Below are 17,681 nucleotides of genomic sequence, written 5' to 3'. Positions count from 1 at the left end.
GATAGCGGGCGGCGCTGCGATATGTGGGGTCTCCGCACCGCCCGCTATCGCTCACGCCCTGTCGTGCTGGTCGCAACCGAAGTGAGATTCATGCCGTCACGTTCCGCCTCGAACGCCTCTTTCCCCTTTCCGGCCCACAGCGCCCGCGCCCGTTCGCTGTCCTCGCTCTGCAACTTGTCCGCCATCCAGATCATCGCGCCGTAGATCATGGCGCGATCGTCGCCGGTCAGGTCCACGATCCCGGCTTTGACGACGAGACCACCCAGCTCAATCAGATGCCGCGTGCGCTTGCGGCGCTCGACCTGCCAGCTTCGCATGTCATGCCGCGCCCGTGCCGCCTGATGGCGGTTGCGCGCCGCCCGATTGCGCCGGAGCGCCGCCGTTGTCGCGCTCAGATGCCGGAGCAGATCGCCGCGATCGGCCCTGAAAAAACGCGGCCCCGCGCTTCGCCCACGCCTCCCTCTTTCCGGCTTCCTTGGTTTCGGCCAGCACGATCAGCGCGCCCGCCAGTTCCTCGGCGCTGAGGGCGTCGGCGCCAGTCGAGATGACCAGCTCGCCAAGCTGTTGCACTTTGCGGGCTTTCAGGTCTCGCGCCTTGTCTTCCAGCGACTTCAGTTCCGCATCGAAGTCCCGTGGCTTGCGCATCGCCATCTCCATAAGCTGTTGCTGGAGCGATGATAGTTGAGCGTCTGCCGCAATGCTGTAAGGTTGCCGAGACAAGCTGAAACGGCGCGGGATGTCCCGAGAAATTCATTTCGAGGGCGCGCTTATACGTCGTTCCGACGTGCGCTCAGAGGTGTAGATGATTTGATCGCGATGGCGATCTATCATCTTCACGTCAAGGTCATTGGCCGTAAGGCCGGAAGCAGCGCGGTGGCCTCCGCCGCCTACCGCTCGGCCTCGCGAATGCGCGACGAGCGCATCGACCGCGTGCAGGATTTTTCCAACAAACGCGGCGTCGTCCATTCCGAGGTGCTATTGCCGGACGGTGCGCCCGAAGTCTGGTCCGACCGCGAACGCCTCTGGAACGATGTGGAGGCATTCGAGGTGCGCAAGGATGCGCAGCTTGCGCGCGAGGTCGAATTCGCCATTCCGCGCGAGATGAGCGAGGAACAAGGGATTTCCCTTGCCCGCGACTTCGCACAGTCGGAATTCGTCGATCAGGGCATGATCGCCGATCTGAATGTGCATTGGGATTTTGCCGAGGACGGCAACCCCAAGCCCCATGCCCATGTGATGCTCACCATGCGCAGCGTGGATGAAAACGGTTTCGGCCAGAAGGTGCGCGACTGGAACCGGACGGAGATGGTCGAGCGCTGGCGGGAACGCTGGGCCGATCATGTCAACGAGCGGCTTGCCGAACTCGACATTGACGCGCGCATCGATCACCGCAGCCTAGAAGCACAGGGCATCGGCCTTGAGCCGCAAAGCCAGATTGGCGCACCGGCGCAGCGCATCGAGGGCGAAGGCGTTGAAGCCGCCGACCGCACGGACATGCACCGCGAGATTGCCCGCAACAATGGCGAGCGGATCATTGCCGATCCTTCCATTGCACTGGACGCGATCACGCAGCAGCAATCAACCTTCACGCGGCGCGACATGGCGAAGTTCGCCCATCGCCACAGCGACGGGTTGGACCAGTTCAACGAGGTCATGGGCGCGATGGGAAACGCCCCTGACCTGATCGAACTCGGCAAGGATTCTCGTGGCGAGGATCGGTTCACCACGCGCGACATGATCGAGGCCGAACAGCGCCTGCACCGCGCGGCGGAAATGATGGCCGAGAAGCAGTTGCACGAAGTCAGCGACCGGGACCGCGAAGCCGCATTGGTCCGCGCCGAACAGCGCGGCCTTGTCCTGTCCGGCGAGCAGGCCGACGCGCTGGCGCATGTCACGGACGGGCGCGACCTTGGTATTGTCGTCGGCTACGCCGGAACGGGAAAGAGCGCCATGCTCGGTGTGGCGCGCGAGGCATGGGAGGCGGCAGGCTACGAGGTGCGCGGCGTGGCCCTGTCGGGTATCGCCGCCGAGAATCTGGAAAGCGGTTCTGGCATTGCGTCCCGCACCATCGCCAGCATGGAACACGGCTGGAAAAACGGTCGCGACATGCTGACTTCGCGCGACGTGCTGGTGATCGACGAGGCGGGCATGGTCGGCACGCGGCAGATGGAGCGCGTCCTGTCCTATGCGGCCGAAGCCGGGGCCAAGGTGGTGCTGGTCGGCGATCCGCAGCAGTTGCAATCCATTGAGGCAGGCGCGGCATTCCGGTCGATCCATGAGCGCCACGGCGGCGCGGAAATCGGCGAGGTGCGCCGCCAGCGCGAGGATTGGCAGCGCGACGCCACCCGCGATCTGGCGAGCGACAGGACCGGCAAAGCGATCAACGCTTATGATAGTCACGACATGGTGCATTCCGCTGAAACCCGCGAACAGGCACGCGGCGATCTGATCGACCGCTGGGACCGCGACCGGCAGGCTAACCCCGACGCAAGCCGCATCATCCTCACCCACACCAATGCCGAGGTGCGAGAACTCAACGAGGCCGCCCGTGACCGGATGCGGGAGGCTGGCGATCTGGGCGAGGATGTGCGCGTCAAGGTCGAGCGCGGAGACAGAAATTTCGCCAGTGGCGAGCGCGTGATGTTCCTGCAAAACGAACGCGGGCTTGGCGTGAAGAATGGCACGCTCGGCACAATCGAACAAGTCAGCACCCAGAGCATGACGGTTCGCACCGATGACGGGCGCAACGTCTCGTTCGAATTGAAGGACTATGACCGGATCGACCACGGCTATGCCGCGACCATCCACAAGGCGCAGGGCATGACCGTGGACCGGACGCATGTGCTGGCAACGCCCGGCATGGACGCCCACGGCAGCTATGTCGCCCTGTCTCGGCACCGTGACGGCATGGACCTGCATTATGGCCGCGACGACTTCGCCAGTCAGGACAAGCTCATCAGCACCCTGTCGCGCGACCGGGCCAAGGACATGGCGTCGGACTACGAGCGCGCCGACCCGGCCCAAAGCTTTGCCGAGCGGCGCGGCATCACTTTCCGCGAGCGGATGGAGCGGGTTGTCAAGATCGTCAAGCGGGTTCCCGAAAAGGTGCGCGGCATGTTTGATGGCCTGCACCTGGCCGCAGACGGTGCAGCCGTTTCGGACGCGGTTAGGCAGCCGGAAAGGAAGGATGAGGAAGACCCGGAAGCCGCCTTGCGCCGCGCCCGCAGGCAGGCGCTTGTCCGCCATGCCCGCGCCTCCGATGCGATCCTTGACGCCAAGCAACAGGGTCTCACGCCTTCCGACGAGCAGCGGCGTGAGTTGGGCGCGGCACGGCGGGCCTTCGAGGAAGTCCGCCCGCACGGCTGGCAGGATGCGGAGGCGGCTTACAGCAAGGACAACAGCCTTGCCCGCGAGGCGGGCGGCGGCAGGATCGACCGCGCCATCCGCGCCCTCCAGCTCGAAACAGAAATCCGCACCGATCCGGCCCGTGATCCGAACTGGCGCGCGGATCGTTTCGTGGAGCGCTTTCAGGAACTCGGGCAGGCGGGCGAACACAGATATGCGGCTGGCGACTATTCCGGCCACAGAGCCGCGCGGGCGGAGATGGGCAACATGGCGATGAGCCTCGAACGCGATCCGCAGATGGAATCCCTGCTCGAAGGCCGCAAGAAGCAACTCGGCATCAGCATGGATTTCGACTCAGGCATGAGGCTTGGTCGGCAACTCGCCCTCAGTCACGGTCTCGGCAGGGGCCGGGGCATCGGTTTGTAGATCGTAGAACCTACCTTTTTGCCGCCCTTTGTACGCCGCAGCACTACGACGGCTAAATACTTCTTGCACAACGACAAATCGTTGCTCTGTCTGGTCTCTGTAATCGCCAGAAACAGCCAGCAGGAGGCAGCGCAGCCATGCGTCAACCAGACCGCATCATCCGCTTCAACACCGTCCGCGCCCGCACCGGCCTGTCGCGGTCCACCATCTACCGCAAGATCGCAGAGGGCACGTTCCCGGCCCAACTCAAGATCAGCACCAACGGCGCGGGATGGCGGGAATCCGACATCAACCGATGGATTGCCGATCCCGCCGGGTGGCGGCAGCGTCCGCGCAACGAGTTCGACTTCCTCGATGACTATTGATCGCAGGAACGACGACAAGCCCGAGACAGCATCCCGTTCCCGGCACGCCGAACGCCCGCCCACGGCATCGGAACAGCTTGAGGAACTGCTGGGCTATCCGTGGCCGTTCCCCGGCAGGCCGCCCAAACACGACCTCAGCACATGGACAGTCACCGACGACTGGCCCGACCCCGTTCCGGTTACGGAGGCCGAAATCGAGGTGTTCGAGCGATGGTTCGGCGACCTGTTCGATGAACTGTTCGGCCCCGACATTGCCTTGCCTGACGCCGGGACCGAAATCGACCTTGAAAACGGTACTAGAAAATGATACTGGATGCTCCATGAAAAAGCGTCACAGAGCCACGCTGGAACTGATCTTCGCCCGCCCGGTCAACGGTTCGATCCGCTGGGCCGACATAGAGGCGCTGTTTTTAAGCCTCGGGGCGGAAGTCAGTGAGCGGGAAGGTTCGCGCGTCGGCGTGTTCCTGTTCGGCGAAGTGCGCGTCTTTCATCGCCCGCATCCGTCACCGGATACGGACAAAGGTGCGGTTGCCAGCATCCGTAAATGGCTGGACGAACACGGAGTAAAGCCATGAACAATGTCGTTGAAATCAATGGCGAGAAGGCGGTTATCGCTTTCGATCCCGAGATTCAGATGCTGCGCGGCGAGTTTGTCGGCCTCAATGGCGGGGCCGACTTCTATGCCGAAAGCGTCCACGATCTGATCGAGGAAGGCCGCAAGTCGCTGGCCGTCTATCTTGAAATGTGCCGGGAAAAGGGGATTGAGCCGCGCCGGAAGTTCTCCGGCAAGTTCAATGTCCGCCTCACGCCTGACGACCATGCCGCCGCAGTCATTGCCGCCGCAGCATCGGGCAAGAGCCTGAATGAATGGATCGTCGGGACGATCCGGGAGGCCGCTGAGTAGCGGCCTCGTTCGTTCGACCGGGTTTGAAAGGGGACTGATTATGACCGCTTCTTCCGTGCCGCTACGCGCCGCCCTCTATCTGCGTGTTTCGACGGCGCGGCAGGCCGAGCATGACGTGTCGATTCCCGACCAGAAGCGGCAGGGTGAAGCCTATTGCGAGTCACGCGGGCTGCAACTGGTCGAAACCTTCATCGAACCCGGCGCATCGGCCACCAACGACCGCCGCCCCGAGTTTCAGCGCATGATCGAGGCCGGAACGTCGAAGCCCGCGCCATTTGATGTTGTTGTAGTCCACTCGTTCAGCCGGTTCTTCCGCGATCACTTCGAGCTTGAGTTCTATGTCCGCAAGCTGGCGAAGAATGGCGTCAAGCTGGTTTCGATAACACAGGAAATGGGGGATGACCCCATGCACGTCATGATGCGGCAGATCATGGCGCTGTTCGATGAATACCAGTCCAAGGAGAACGCCAAGCACGTCATGCGAGCCTTGAAGGAGAATGCCCGGCAAGGCTTCTGGAACGGCTCGCTTCCTCCTATCGGCTATCGCACCGTCGCCGCCGAGCAGCGCGGAGCCAAGGTCAAGAAGAAGCTGGAAATCGACCCGCTCCACGCCGACACGGTGCGCCTGATCTATCGCCTCGCGCTGGAAGGCGACGGCACGACCGGCCAAATGGGCGTCAAGAATATCGTTTCTTACCTCAACAGCCGACGCATCTTTACCCGCGACGGCGGGCGTTGGGGCATCGGTCAGGTTCACCGCATCCTCACCCGCCGCACCTATATGGGCGAGCATGAGTTCAACAAGCGTAGCAAGACCAAGGAATTGAAGCCGACGAGCGAGATCGTCACCGTCCCTGTTCCGCCGATCATCGACAAAGAGACGTTCGACGCGGTTCAGAAACTGCTCAAGGCGCGCAATCCCAAGGTCATGCCAGCCCGCGTCATCAGCGGCCCGACCATGCTGACCGGCCTGATCCATTGCGCCAAGTGCGGCGGGGCCATGACCATCCGCACCGGCAAGGGCGGGCGCTATCGCTACTATGCTTGTTCGATGAAGGCGCGGCAGGGGCCGACCGCGTGCAGCGGCATGGCCGTGCCGATGGACAAGCTGGACGATCTGGTCGCCGACCACCTTGAGGGCCAGCTTCTCCAACCCGAGCGGCTGGAAACCGTCCTTGCCGCCGCGCTGGACCGCAGGGAAGAACACGCCGAGCGCCGCCGCGAGCATATCGCCGAGTTGAACAAGCGCTCAGCCGAATCGGAATTGCGCCTCAAGCGGCTTTACGACGCCATCGAGGCGGGCATTGCCGATCTGGACGACCCGGCGCTGAAAGACCGCATCGAGGGACTCAAGGCCATCCGCGATCAGGCCAAGGCGGACGCAGAGCGTGCGCAGGCGATGCTCCAGAACACAGGACAGAAGGCGGTGACGCCGCAGATGCTGCGGAAGTTCGCCGCAACCGCCCGCGACCGTATCCGGCTGGAAAGTGGCGGCTATCGCCGCGACCACCTGCGCGCGCTTGCACAGCGTGTCGAGGTCGCGGAGGGCGAGGTTCGCATCATGGGATCGAAGTCCCGGCTGCTACAGACGCTTGTGGCGGGAAGTGGTGTAAACTCAGTGCCCACTCAGGGACTGAAGTGGCGGATGGGGTGGGATTCGAACCCACGGTACGCTCTCGCGCACGCCGGTTTTCAAGACCGGTTCCTTAAACCACTCGGACACCCATCCGGCAGGCGATGCTCTAGCCGCTCGAGGCATAGGCGCGCAAGCGATGGAATTCAAAATGTCTGTTCGAACCACGATGTGTGCGCTGGTCGGTTCGCTTGAGCTATCCATCATCTCTGCCTGCGCCTGCCGTGGCATCAGATTGCTTCAGGAACGATCGGCGCTTCAGTCCTGCGCGGTCGGACGAACAACGATGCTGCCGATCTCGACGTCGTCCGGCTGTTCGATCGCGAAAGCGATGGCGCGAGCGATCGCCTCCGGAGGGATGGCGAGCTCATCTTTCCTCTTCTGGATCGCGACCCTGATGTCGTCATCGGTGATCGATGCGTCCGCGAAGGTCGTGTCGATGAAGCCTGGCGAGACTTCCGTCACCCGCAGGCCCTGACCCGACTCCTGGCGCAAGGCCTCGGTGGCCGTGCGAAGAGCGTTCTTGGTCGCGGCATAGACGCCCATCGTCGGCACGATCTTGATCCCCGCGGTCGATATGACGTTGACGACATGGCCCTTTTGCTGGCGCTGGAACACAGGCAGCGCCGCGGCGATCCCATAAAGTGCGCCGCGCAGGTTCACGTCGATCATCGCATCCCAGTCCTCCACGCGCAGCGCGTCGAAGCGCGAGATCGGGCCGATGCCGGCGTTGTTGACGATAACGTCCAGCCGCCCGAACCGCTGACAGGCGCGGCCGACAAGGGCTTCGAGGTCGGAGCGCCGGGTGACGTCCGCGACTAGAAGGTCCACCTCGCCACCGGCCTCTCGAATCCTATTCGCGACGGACGCGAGTTCTGGTTCGCTTCGCGCACCCAAGACGACATGAGCGCCCTGAGCAGCCAGGTGAAGGGCGGTGGCACGCCCGATGCCGCGTCCCGCTCCTGTGATGGCAACGACCTTACCTTGAATGGACATCTTCAGCGTTTCCTCGGGGTTCCATGATCCGAGAAGGCTATGACGGGAGCACTGGCGCTTCTATGCTGATATCACCGCATCTTTATCGCAATCGGCCAGATCCATGCATGATCCCCTTTCTGACGTTCTTGCCGTTCTCGGAACGAAGAGCGTTCGCGGCACCAGCCTGGAAGCCCAGGGCGCCTGGGCGCTCTCCTTCGACGGCCGGCTGCGATTGAAGTTTGTCGCTGTGGCACGAGGCCAATGTTGGCTTACGCTTCCTGATCGAGCGCCCGAGCTCCTGAGCGAGGGCGACGTCGTGCTTCTCAGCAATACCCGCTACACGGTGGCGAGCGACCCTGCGCTGGAAGCCATCGACGGCATGGCGCTTTATGCCCTCCCGGGCCAAAACACCGTTCGCCTCGGCAACGGGTGTGACACCGTCATGATTGGCGGGGGCAGCGGCTTCGAAGAAGGGTGCGCCTCTTTCGTGCTGGATGCGCTGCCCCGGTTCCTCCGCATCAGCCAGCGGTCGCCGAGCGCCGAAGCTATCAACCGAACTCTACAGTCCCTGCATGAAGAGATGCGTCAGGAATGGGCGGGAGCGGCCTTGATTGCCGAGCGACTGGCGGATGTGCTCGTGGTCGAGGCAGTCCGAGCCTATATCGCCACCGGCGCGACCCCGAGCATCGGTTGGATTGCGGCGCTCGGCGACGGGAAGATTGCTGAAGCGCTCAAGCTGATGCATAGCGATGTCGCGCGCCGCTGGACCGTGCCGGATTTGGCGCGAGAGGTCGGAATGTCGCGATCAGCGCTGACCCAGCGCTTTTCGCAAAAAGTCGGGCGGCCGCCGCTGGACTACTTGACCCTGTGGCGGATGCTGCTCGCGCAACGAAAGCTGGCAGGAGGCGAGGCTATCGCGACGGTGGCCGAGGATGTCGGGTATCAGTCCCAGAGCGCGTTTGCCCATGCCTTCAAACGAAGAATGGGTCGCACGCCGCGGCAGGGGGCTCGTTGATCGGATGGGCCGGGGTTCCGCCCTGCTCCCAGCCTGCAGCTTTCGTGCCCGATCTCCCTGATGGTGCCGTGCATCATAAAAAAGCCGGGAGAGTTACCCCTCCCGGCTCCAATCTGCTCGTCCGCGAACATTGCGAGATAACTCACCTCGCGCCGCGCGACATCAAGATGCGGTCTGAACGGTGGCGGCGGCCGGTTTTCCCGACCCCCGCTCTTTCAGGCTGATCTTAGGCCTTGGGACGGACGACATCCTCGCGGGCCAGCTCCCAGTGATCCGGAGAACGCCACAGGCGCGAGCGCAGAAGCTCCCGCTCGAAGATGAACTCCTTCGGAAGCCGATCGAAGAACTTGTCGAACTGCTCCTCGTGGGCATGTGCTTCTTTGGCGCCCGCTTCGCGTCCGACTTCCATCAGCTCGTAGAAAGTCTTGGCGGGAAAATCGAGACCGGCCCATTCGATGTCCTCGTGACGGGGCATCCAGCCAATCGGGCTTTCCACGCCATAGCCACGGCCATGAACGCGGTCGACGATCCACTTGAGCACGCGCATGTTGTCGCCGAAGCCCGGCCACATGAACTTGCCGTTCTCGTCCTTGCGGAACCAGTTGACGCGGAAGATGCGCGGCGGATTGGAGACGCGACGGCCGATGTTCAGCCAATGCGTGAAGTAGTCCGCCATGTTGTAGCCGCAGAACGGCAGCATCGCCATCGGATCACGCCGCATTGCGGTCACGCCGATCGCGGCGGCCGTGGCCTCCGAGCCCATGGTGGCGGCGAGGTAGACGCCGTGGCTCCAGTTGAAGGACTGGAAGACCAGCGGCATGTCCTTGCTCATGCGGCCGCCGAAGATGAAGCCGGCGATCGGCACGCCTGCCGGATCTTCCCAGGCCGCGTCGATGGACGGGCAGTTGGCGGCGGGCGCCGTGAAGCGGGCATTGGGATGCGCCGCCGGATGATCGCTCTCCGGCGTCCAGTCGTTGCCCTTCCAATCGATCAGATGGGCGGGCTTCTCCTTGGTCATGCCCTCCCACCAGATGTCGCCATCGTCGGTGAGTGCGCAGTTGGTGTAGATGACGTCCTTGGCGATCGTGTCCATGGCAATCGGGTTGGTGCCACGATTGGTGCCAGGCGCAACGCCGAAGAAGCCGGCTTCCGGATTAATGGCGCGCAGTTCGCCGCCAGGGCCCTTCTTGATCCAGGCGATATCGTCGCCGACGGTGCTGACCTTCCAGCCTTCGAAACCCTTCGGAGGCAGCAGCATGGCAAGGTTGGTCTTGCCGCAGGCGCTCGGGAAGGCTGCACCCAGATAGGTCTTCTCGCCTTCGGGCGACTCGATGCCCATGATGAGCATGTGCTCGGCCATCCAGCCTTCGTCACGTGCCATCACCGAGGCGATACGCAGCGCCAGGCACTTCTTGCCGAGAAGCGCGTTGCCGCCGTAGCCCGAACCGTACGACCAGATCTCGTAGGTTTCGGGGAAATGAACGATATACTTCTTCTGAATGTCGTTCTCGCAGGGCCACGGCACATCGGCCTGACCGGGTGCGAGAGGCGCGCCGACCGAATGCATGCACGGGATGAAGGTGCCATCCTCGCCGAGCGCGTCGAGAACGTTCTTACCCATGCGCGTCATGATGCGCATGTTGGCGACGACATAGGGGCTATCGGTGATCTGGACGCCGATCTTGGAGATCGGGGAGCCGATGGGGCCCATGCTGAACGGGATGACGTACATCGTCCGTCCGGCCATGCAGCCGTCGAACAGCTGGTTCAGGGTCGCGCGCATTTCGGCCGGCGGAGCCCAGTTGTTCGTGGGGCCGGCGTCGCCCTTGTTCATCGAGCAGATAAATGTGCGGTCTTCGACGCGGCCGACGTCGGAAGGATGCGACCGAGCGAGATAGCTGTTCGGGCGCTTCTCAGGGTTCAGGCGAATAAATGTTCCTGCGTCCACCATCGATTGGCAGAGCTGATCGTATTCTTCTTGCGATCCATCGCACCATACGACCTGATCAGGCTTGCAAAGCGCCTGCATCTTCTCAACCCAAGCGATCAGCTCGGCATTCGCGGTTGGGGTGGTACCAAGGTCTTTCATGCTCACCTCCTCAGGTTCCCATCCAATGGGATGCCGCATTTGCATCCCCATTCGACGATGCGTCAAGCGAACTACCCCCGGCTGTGGCTTTAGGTCGCTGGAATCGCGAAAATAATGGTTTTAATTGGCACCTTGAGCGGATTTCGGGATCAGCTTCATCAAGGAGAAGGCGCCCCCTGAAGGGGCTCGTACGTCGCCTGTCGACGCCCAGACTCCCGCATTTGAGCCCAGCGATGATCGGGTACGCGTGAGCAAAGCCATCTCGATTTTCCGTTGTGAGATCTTGCGGCAAAAGCACGATGGGCATGTCGGTCGACATGAAAAAGGCCCGCCTAGGCGAGCCTCTTGATTTGCGGGGGGTTGGTTCCGCGCCGTCCGCTACCGGACGAAATGGCAGCGCCGCACGTTCACCCAGACCCGGTGATGATGCCGCCAACCCCGTTCCTTCACGATCCTACAGACCTTGCGAGGGCGATGACGACGCCAGTCATGACGGCGATCATGGCGCCGGTCGCCCCGATGCCAGCGCCGCTCATAGCGATCGCGGCCGCGATCATAGTGACGGTGGTGCTGGACGAGCTCGATTTGCGCGCCGGGGGCAGCCGATGCTGGACTTGGTGCAGCCCAGGCGAGGCTGGTGGCGATCAGGATGGCTGTGATCGTGGGTTTCAGCATTGGACGCTTTCTCCTATCTGCCCGGGGGAAAGCGTTTATCGGTAATTACAGTTCCGAATCATCCTCGCGGCGTGTCTTCCTACCACTCGAAAGCGCGCCCTACAGGAACCACCGTTGCCGCGGCCGCAGTCGGATCCGTCGGCCTGAAAAGCCAGGATCGCAATCTCCTCTTTACATGAGTTTATGACTCAAGTTATGCCGAGGCCAAAGATAATGGCTCCTGGGCGATTGGATATCGCTCGGTTCTGCCGTCGCGTGGTGGCGCGCCGGCGGCTGCTGAATCGGTTCGGGGCCGAGTTTTGCGTATCTGAGGGGATGGTCAATGGAAACGACACAGCGGCACGGCTGGATCTCGGAGAGCAACCCGAGACAGGAATCTCTTTTCATAGCCGCAAGAGCGCCACTGGCACTTCTCCTCTGCAGCACGGCGATCGCCCTGCCCTCCTCCGCGCTTGCGCAGAGCGCGCCTGACCAGGGCGAAACGACCACGCTCCAGACCATCGTTATCGAGGGGCAAGGCGGCGACACGACCGGATCGAACGACACGGTCGTTGCCAAGCGCTCCGCGACCGGCAGCAAGACGGATACGCCGATCCTCGACCAGCCGGCGTCGGTCTCCGTCATCACGGAGGATGAACTCGAGCGAAGAAACGTCCAGGACGTTCAGCAGGCGGTGTCCTATACGTCGAGTGTTTCTGTCGACCAATATGGCTCCGACGACCGCTATGACTTTTTCCAGATCCGAGGCTTCGACCAAACGTCGTTGGGCACTTATCGCGATGGTCTACCGATTCCGATTCTCGGCTGGACCGCAAGCCGCCTCGAGCCATACGGCCTTCAGCGTCTCGAGGTGCTGAAGGGATCGACCTCCACCCTTTTCGGCCTGAACGGGCCGGGCGGCCTCATCAATGCGATCACCAAGCTCCCGCAGGATCAGGCTTTCGGCGAGGTCTACACGACGTTCGGTGGCGCTCATGCCGAGGTCGGGACCGACTTCGGCGGGCCGATCGGCACCAGCGGCGAGTGGAGCTATCGCTTCACGGCGATAGGACAGGATGCATCGCGCAGCGGCGACTATTCCAACGACGACCGCATCTATGTGGCTCCCGCAGTGACCTATAGCCCCGACGCCGCGACGACCTTCACCCTTCTTGCCGACTACAACAAGCGTGACGGCAACACGGCCTATGGTTTCCCTGCCGGCGTTGACATCGACCCGGACACATTTCTGGGCGAGCCGAGCTTCAACGCGTTCGACACCGAGGAATACAACGTCGGCTATCTGTTCGACCACAAGTTCGACAACGGCCTGAGCATCCGCTCCAACGCCCGCTACACCCACATCGACCTGGACTACCGTCAGGTTTACGGCGCTCAGATCGATCCGACCATCGATCGCACCTCGTTCTTCGTCGATGGCGAGGTCGAGCGCTTCGCGATCGATAACCAGCTCCAGTACGACGCCAGCTGGAACCGCATTGATTCCAAGACGCTTGTCGGTGTCGACTACGTCCATGATACGCTCGGCGAGCTGGCATTGGTCGGCACGGCGGACGGGATCGACATCTACAACCCTGTCTATTGCGGACGCGGCTGCATCACCCTCGACCCCTATCTGAACCACGACATCATTCAAAAGCGCACCGGTATCTACGCCCAGGAGGAACTGACCCTGGACGACCGGTGGATCCTGACGCTCGGCGGACGCTGGGACAATGTCGAGACGGAACAGAAGGACCGCGACACCGGCGCCCGCGACGAAAACACCGACACCGCGTTCACCAAGCGCGCGGGCCTGACCTACAAGATCACGGATGGCCTTGCCGTCTACGGCAACTATTCCGAGTCCTTCCAGCCCCTGATCACCAGCGGCCAGACGTTCGAGCCGCAGGAGGGCACGCAGTACGAGGTCGGCGTCAAGTACGAGCCGGAGCAGATCAACGCGCTTTTCACCCTGGCATTGTTCGATCTGAAGCAGACCAACGTGCCGAGTTACGTCACGCCGACGACCCAGCGCCAGATCGGCGAGGTGCGGGTGCGCGGCGTCGAGCTTGAGGGCAAGATGGCTCTCGACGATCGCATGAACCTCATCGCGGCCTACACCTATTGGGACGCCGAGATCGAGGAGGACGGGCTGACCGGCAACGCCGGCAATCGCCCCTCCAACGTGCCCGAGCATCTCGCCTCGCTGTGGCTCGACTATACGCTTCCAGGGGACGGTGCACGCGGCGATCTTACGCTCGGCGCCGGCGTACGATATGTCGGCTCGGTCTACGGCGACGACGCGAACACCGTCGACGTCGGGTCCCATACCGTCTTCGACGCCGCCATCAATTACGAGGTCGCCGAAAACGTTGATCTCGCCGTTCACGCGACGAACCTCTTCGACGAGAAATACGTCTCCACGGTCTACTACGGCACCGCCTATTACGGCGATGGCCGCCAGATTCTCGGGACGTTGAAATACAGTTGGTAGGCATGGGATTCGACCGGCGGCGTGTCCTGAAGGGGTTGGGCGCGGGTCTGCTCGCACCCGCACCCCTCCTGCCTATTCGGGCTTTCGCAGGCGAGGCGCTGCGCTTCGTCCACGCCTATGGCGAGACCGTCCTGCCTGCTCCGGCGCGGCGCGTCGTCTCGCTTGGCTACACCACTCACGATACGCTTCTCGCGCTCGGCGAGCCGCCGATCGCGGTTCGCTATTGGTATGGCGACTATCCGTTCGGCGTCTGGCCGTGGGCGCAGCCCTATTTGAACGGCGCCGAACCTGTCCTGCTTTCGGGGGAAGTTTCGATGGAGAAGGTCGCGGCGCTGAGACCCGATCTCATCGTCGCGATCAGCTCCGGCATTTCCAAGGCCGAATATTCGATCCTCTCCTGCATCGCGCCGGTGCTGATGCATGAACCCAGCTTTTCGACCTACAGCACACCCTGGGACGTCATGACGCGCACATTGGGGCGTGCCCTTGGCAGGAGCAAGGAGGCCGAGGCGTTGGTTGCGCGCACTCGCGATATCTTTGCGGCGGCACGAGAGCGCAATCCGGTCTGGGCCGGCAAGACGGCGGTCGCCGCCTATCACTGGAGCGGCGAGACAGGTGCTTTCGTTCACGGCGACAATCGGGCCGACTTCCTCAGCGAGCTCGGCTTTGCGGTAACGCCAAAACTGCGGCAGCTGACGGGACCGGATGATTTCTATGGCGCCCTGTCGCCGGAGGACCTTTCCCCCCTGGATGCAGACATCCTGGTTTGGGTGTCCTCCTTTGCGGCGGTGCCGGACCTGATTGCGCTGCCGATGCGCAAGACGCTCGCGGCCCATCGCGAGGGGCGCGAGGTGTTTGCCGGGCCGCTTGTCGCCGGCGCCATGTCGCATGGCAGCGTTCTTTCGCTTCCGTTCGCGCTGAACGCCATCGAGGCTGATTTGACGGCCGCCGCCGACGGCTCGCCCGAAACGGTCGTCCAGTCGGCGCTCCAGGCGGGGCTTGCCCCATGAAGGGGCTCCTCGCCGTGGGCTTGCTGATTGCCGGTGTCGTACTGACGCTCCTTCTGGGTGTGCGGACCGTTACGCCGGCCGATGTCTGGCACGCATTCACCGCGCCGGACCCGCAAAACCCGGCTCATGTGACGATCCTCTGGATTCGCCTGCCGCGCCTTGGCGCCGGTCTCGTCGCCGGTGCCGCGTTGGGACTGGCGGGAACGGTGATGCAGACCCTCACGCGCAATCCGCTTGCCGACCCTGGAATTTTGGGGGTGAATGCCGGCGCCTCTTTCGCGATCGTTCTCGGCGCGCTGCTCTTGGGGCAAGCGGATTACGGGTTGATGACCGCCCTCGCCTTTCCCGGCGCGGCGCTCGCGTCGGCCGCGGTATTCCTGCTGGGCGGAGGCCTGAGCGGAGACGCCGGGCCGATCCGCTTGACGCTCGCGGGCGCCGCGCTGAACGCGCTTCTGCTGTCGCTGATCTCGGCCATGGTTCTCATGCGCGCGGAGACGCTGGAGGTTCTGCGCTTTTGGGTGGCGGGCTCGCTGTCTTCTGCGATCGAACGCCCGGTCGGGGCGATGAGCCTGATCGTCCTTGCGGGCGCGACGTTGGCGCTCATCCTCGCGCCTCGGCTCGAGGCCCTATCGCTGGGCGCGGCGCTGGCGCGGGGACTTGGCACCCGCCCCGGACTGATCCAGGCGCAGGCGCTTTTGGCGGTGACGGCATTGACTGGCGCGGCCGTCTCGGTCGCGGGTCCGATCGCCTTTCTCGGGCTCATGGTGCCGCCTCTGGCGCGCCATGTGGCGGGACACGATCTCAGGCGCGAGCTGGTGGCTTCCGCCATTCTCGGTGCGGGCGTTCTCCTCGTCGCCGACACGGCAGGCCGGCTGATCTTTCCTCCCGCCGAGGTGCGCGCCGGGATCATGACGGCGCTCATCGGCGGGCCGGTCTTCATATGGATCGCGCGTCGATTGAAGCCGGGAGCGCAGACGTGAGAGGAGCTGTCGTTCTTGCTCTGCTGTTGATCGCGGCCACCGTCGCCTCGCTGCTGATTGGCGACGTCCACGTGGGACTGGCAGCGCTCTGGCACGGGCTGTGGGGTGGCGATGGTCCGGGCGCGCTGACCCTTCGGATCATTCGCGCCCCGCGCGCCGCGGTGGCGATTGGAGCAGGCGGAGCGCTCGGACTCTCCGGGGCGACGTTTCAAATGCTCTTTCGCAACCCGCTCGCGGCGCCGGACATCATGGGGTTCACGTCGGGCGCGGGTCTGGCCATCCTGGTCGCGATCACGGCCGGCCTGACCCTCCCTCTTCCGCTCGCGGCGACGGTCGGCGGCCTGCTCGCGGCGGCCATGGTCGTGCTTCTGTCCCATAGGCCGGGCCACGTGACCCCCGCGCTGACGCTGGTTCTCGTCGGCCTTGGCGTCGGGTTTGCCACATCGGCTTTTGGAACCTTCTTGATGACGCGGCTTTCCACCTCGGCCGCCACGGAAGCCCAACGGTGGCTTTCCGGCTCGCTCGCCGCCCGCGATTGGGGACATGCACTCCAGGTCTGGACAATGAGCAGTGTTCTGGCTACCGCGTTGGCTCTTCAGGTTCGCGCTCTCGACCTCCTGGAACTGGGCGACGACCTTGCTGCGGGACTGGGGCTCAGGACCGAACGGGCACGATGGGCATTGGCCGCAACCGGGGTCGCGCTTGCTGCGGCGGGTGTGGCGGTTGCCGGCCCCGTTCCGTTCGTCGCGCTCATGGCCGCTCCCTTGGGCGCGAGGTTGACCGGCAGCAGAAGCATGGGCGGCCGCCTTGCCGCAGCGGCGGGAGCAGGCGCCTGCCTGACCCTCGTGGCCGATCTTGCCGCCCGCGCCGCCATCCCGGGCCTGCAACTACCGATCGGCGTGATGACGGGGGCCCTGGGCGCCCCGTATCTGCTTTGGCGGCTATCTCGTGAAATGGAGAAAGGCGAGCTGTGACCGACGACTCCCTGCGCGCCGAGGCCCTGACGCTCGGCTATGGCGAGCGCGCCGTCATTGACGACCTTTCCCTCACGCTTTCCCCAGGGCGCGTCTACGCCATCCTCGGGCCGAACGGGTGCGGAAAATCGACGCTGCTGCGCGCCTTCGCGCGGCTGATCCGCCCCAAGGCAGGGAAAATCACTCTAGGCGGGGAAGACCTCCACCGCCAGGACACGCGGGCGCTCGCCCGCCGCATCGCGATCCTCCCGCAAGCCCCCCTCGCCCCTTCGGGCATCCGCGTGAGCGATCTCGTCAAGCGTGGTCGAACACCGTGGCGCGGTTTGCTCGCGCCGTGGAGCCGTCAGGACCACGAGGCCTGCGAAGATGCTTTGCGCGCGGTTGCGATGACCGAGCTTCAGGAAAGGCCGTTAGCCGAACTCTCCGGCGGACAGCGCCAGCGGGCATGGATTGCTCTGGTTCTGGCGCAGCAGACGCCCTTCCTGCTTCTCGACGAGCCGACGACGTGGCTCGATCTTCCCCACCAGATCGAGGTCCTGAGCCTGCTGCGGCAGCGCAATCGCGAGGCCGGGACGACGGTCGTCAGCGTCCTGCACGACCTCAACCTCGCGGCGCGCTATTGCGACCATCTGATCTTGTTCGGGCCTCGTGGACTGGTCGCACAGGGCGCGCCCGACGACGTCCTGACCGAGGCCAATGTCGATCTCGCCTTCGGCCTTGCTTCGAGGATCATTCCAGATCCGAGCGCCGGTACGCCGATGGTCGTTCCGCGCTGATCCATAAAGCGAAGCCGCCGAGAGAAATCGGCGGC

16 protein-coding genes, 1 tRNA gene and 1 pseudogene are annotated in these 17,681 nt (G+C 63.7%); 12 read left to right on the top strand and 6 right to left on the bottom strand.

The genetic code is table 11. The features are described 5' to 3' along the window. Positions 1-44: 44 nt before the first annotated feature. Both B5D38_RS01920 and B5D38_RS01915 read right to left on the bottom strand, forming a co-directional pair. Positions 45-317: a conjugal transfer protein TraD gene (locus B5D38_RS01920; protein ID WP_050742841.1), complete on the bottom strand. Its 273-nt coding sequence runs from the start codon at positions 315-317 to the stop codon at positions 45-47. 1 nt (position 318) lies between these two features. Then, a complete protein-coding gene (locus tag B5D38_RS01915; protein WP_197283953.1) occupies positions 319-645 on the bottom strand; it encodes a conjugal transfer protein TraD in 327 nt (108 codons plus the stop codon). Positions 646-816: 171 nt separating this feature from the next. Between B5D38_RS01915 and traA the strand changes: the two genes are divergently transcribed. The 6 genes and pseudogenes from traA to B5D38_RS01885 form a co-directional block, all read left to right on the top strand. Next, complete coding sequence (gene traA / locus B5D38_RS01910) at positions 817-3,771, top strand: Ti-type conjugative transfer relaxase TraA (RefSeq protein ID WP_050743145.1); 2,955 nt, start codon at positions 817-819, stop codon at positions 3,769-3,771. 137 nt (positions 3,772-3,908) lie between these two features. Continuing rightward, a complete protein-coding gene (locus tag B5D38_RS01905) occupies positions 3,909-4,136 on the top strand; it encodes a helix-turn-helix transcriptional regulator (protein ID WP_050742843.1) in 228 nt (75 codons plus the stop codon). After that, entirely contained in the window at positions 4,126-4,443 is a 318-nt protein-coding gene (locus B5D38_RS01900; RefSeq protein ID WP_050742844.1) for a hypothetical protein, read from the top strand. Before B5D38_RS01905 ends, B5D38_RS01900 begins: the two co-directional genes overlap by 11 nt. Positions 4,444-4,456: 13 nt before the next feature. Then, a complete protein-coding gene (locus tag B5D38_RS01895; protein WP_050742845.1) occupies positions 4,457-4,711 on the top strand; it encodes a type II toxin-antitoxin system HicA family toxin in 255 nt (84 codons plus the stop codon). Then, positions 4,708-5,040, top strand: a complete 333-nt coding sequence (locus tag B5D38_RS22450) for a type II toxin-antitoxin system HicB family antitoxin (protein WP_012090880.1) — start codon at positions 4,708-4,710, stop codon at positions 5,038-5,040. Before B5D38_RS01895 ends, B5D38_RS22450 begins: the two co-directional genes overlap by 4 nt. Positions 5,041-5,080: 40 nt before the next feature. Continuing rightward, positions 5,081-6,709, top strand: a pseudogene (locus B5D38_RS01885) (recombinase family protein); the annotation flags it as partial. Here B5D38_RS01885 and B5D38_RS01880 read toward each other — a convergent pair. Next, positions 6,680-6,769, bottom strand: a tRNA-Ser gene (locus B5D38_RS01880). The pseudogene B5D38_RS01885 and the gene B5D38_RS01880 sit on opposite strands and share 30 nt — an antisense overlap. Before the next feature lie 162 nt (positions 6,770-6,931). Continuing rightward, positions 6,932-7,669, bottom strand: a complete 738-nt coding sequence (locus B5D38_RS01875) for an SDR family oxidoreductase (RefSeq protein ID WP_078706663.1) — start codon at positions 7,667-7,669, stop codon at positions 6,932-6,934. A gap of 103 nt (positions 7,670-7,772) precedes the next feature. On the opposite strand from B5D38_RS01875, the gene B5D38_RS01870 reads away from it, so the two are divergent. Next, positions 7,773-8,666 (top strand): AraC family transcriptional regulator, encoded by an 894-nt coding sequence (locus tag B5D38_RS01870; protein ID WP_078706662.1) that lies wholly within the window; start codon positions 7,773-7,775, stop codon positions 8,664-8,666. Between the two features lie 226 nt (positions 8,667-8,892). Here B5D38_RS01870 and B5D38_RS01865 read toward each other — a convergent pair whose 3' ends face one another. Both B5D38_RS01865 and B5D38_RS21965 read right to left on the bottom strand, forming a co-directional pair. Beyond that, positions 8,893-10,755 (bottom strand): phosphoenolpyruvate carboxykinase (GTP), encoded by a 1,863-nt coding sequence (locus tag B5D38_RS01865; protein ID WP_078706720.1) that lies wholly within the window; start codon positions 10,753-10,755, stop codon positions 8,893-8,895. 378 nt (positions 10,756-11,133) lie between these two features. Continuing rightward, positions 11,134-11,430, bottom strand: coding sequence for a hypothetical protein (locus B5D38_RS21965; protein ID WP_131829847.1), 297 nt, complete (start codon positions 11,428-11,430; stop codon positions 11,134-11,136). Positions 11,431-11,752: 322 nt separating this feature from the next. Here B5D38_RS21965 and B5D38_RS01860 point away from each other — a divergent pair, with 322 nt between their 5' ends. From B5D38_RS01860 to B5D38_RS01840, 5 genes are read left to right on the top strand one after another with little or no spacing between them, the layout of a single operon-like run. Further along, positions 11,753-13,906 carry a TonB-dependent siderophore receptor gene (locus B5D38_RS01860; protein WP_078706661.1) on the top strand — a complete coding sequence of 718 codons (2,154 nt, stop codon included), beginning with the start codon at positions 11,753-11,755 and terminating at the stop codon, positions 13,904-13,906. A 2-nt stretch (positions 13,907-13,908) separates the two neighbouring features. Next, positions 13,909-14,916: an iron-siderophore ABC transporter substrate-binding protein gene (locus B5D38_RS01855; protein ID WP_078706660.1), complete on the top strand. Its 1,008-nt coding sequence runs from the start codon at positions 13,909-13,911 to the stop codon at positions 14,914-14,916. Further along, positions 14,913-15,896, top strand: coding sequence for a FecCD family ABC transporter permease (locus B5D38_RS01850; RefSeq protein WP_078706659.1), 984 nt, complete (start codon positions 14,913-14,915; stop codon positions 15,894-15,896). The genes B5D38_RS01855 and B5D38_RS01850 overlap by 4 nt, the downstream gene beginning before the upstream one ends. Beyond that, positions 15,893-16,870 (top strand): FecCD family ABC transporter permease, encoded by a 978-nt coding sequence (locus B5D38_RS01845; RefSeq protein WP_165690756.1) that lies wholly within the window; start codon positions 15,893-15,895, stop codon positions 16,868-16,870. The genes B5D38_RS01850 and B5D38_RS01845 overlap by 4 nt, the downstream gene beginning before the upstream one ends. Continuing rightward, on the top strand, positions 16,867-17,646 hold the full coding sequence (locus B5D38_RS01840; RefSeq protein ID WP_078706657.1) for an ABC transporter ATP-binding protein: 780 nt from the start codon (positions 16,867-16,869) through the stop codon (positions 17,644-17,646). Before B5D38_RS01845 ends, B5D38_RS01840 begins: the two co-directional genes overlap by 4 nt. Positions 17,647-17,681: the final 35 nt, after the last annotated feature.

This window comes from Consotaella salsifontis (assembly GCF_900167365.1).
Lineage (GTDB): Bacteria > Pseudomonadota > Alphaproteobacteria > Rhizobiales > Rhizobiaceae > Consotaella > Consotaella salsifontis.
The sequence above is the reverse complement of the archived record's forward strand: the minus strand, read 5'-3'. Positions and strand labels throughout refer to the sequence as shown.